At 73.1% G+C, this 633-nt stretch carries 1 protein-coding gene; it reads right to left on the bottom strand.

Going from position 1 to position 633, the window contains the following annotated elements:
• A partial coding sequence (locus AAHM41_RS40310; RefSeq protein WP_342242275.1) for an AMP-binding protein occupies window positions 1-633 on the bottom strand: 633 nt, incomplete at both ends.

Below are 633 nucleotides of genomic sequence, written 5' to 3'. Positions count from 1 at the left end.
ATCAGCTCCAGCGGCGGCGTTCCGTCCGCCTCCGAAGAGGCAGCGAGCTCGGCGAGATAGGCGGGGGTGAAATCCGCGTTGGTCGCGTGGTGGCGACGAATGGCGATCAGCGCCTGATCCGCCGTCCACAGCCCCTCGGAGGACAGGACCAGGCTGCCCCCGGAGCCAAGCGCCGTGAGCCAGCGCTCATGCGCCGCGTCGAAGCTGAAGGAGAGGGAATGGAATTCGCGGCCCCTCTCGCCGAGGCCGAACAGCGCGGTGACGGCGCGGCAATGCATGGCGAGCGGGCCATGGGCGACGGCAACACCCTTGGGCTTGCCGGTCGAGCCCGAGGTGTAGATCACATAGGCCAGGTTCTCGGCATGCAGCGCCACCGCCGGCCCCGCCTCGGCCTCTCCGGCCTCGACCAGGATCCGCTCCAGCCCCTGCGGCAGCCTCCCGGCCAGCGACGCCTGGGTCAGCACCAGCCGCAGCCCGCTGTCGGCCGCCACCTCGGCCAGCCGCGCCGCCGGCGCGTCCGGCGCCAGCGGCACATAGGCCCCGCCGGCCTTCAGCACCCCCAGCAGCGCCACCAGCAGCTCCACCGACCGCTCCAGCACCACCCCGACCAGCACGTCCGGCCCGACGCCGGCC

This window comes from Inquilinus sp. OTU3971, from assembly GCF_038440215.1.
Note: the sequence above shows the minus strand (reverse complement) of the source record. Positions and strands in the feature narration are given on the sequence as shown.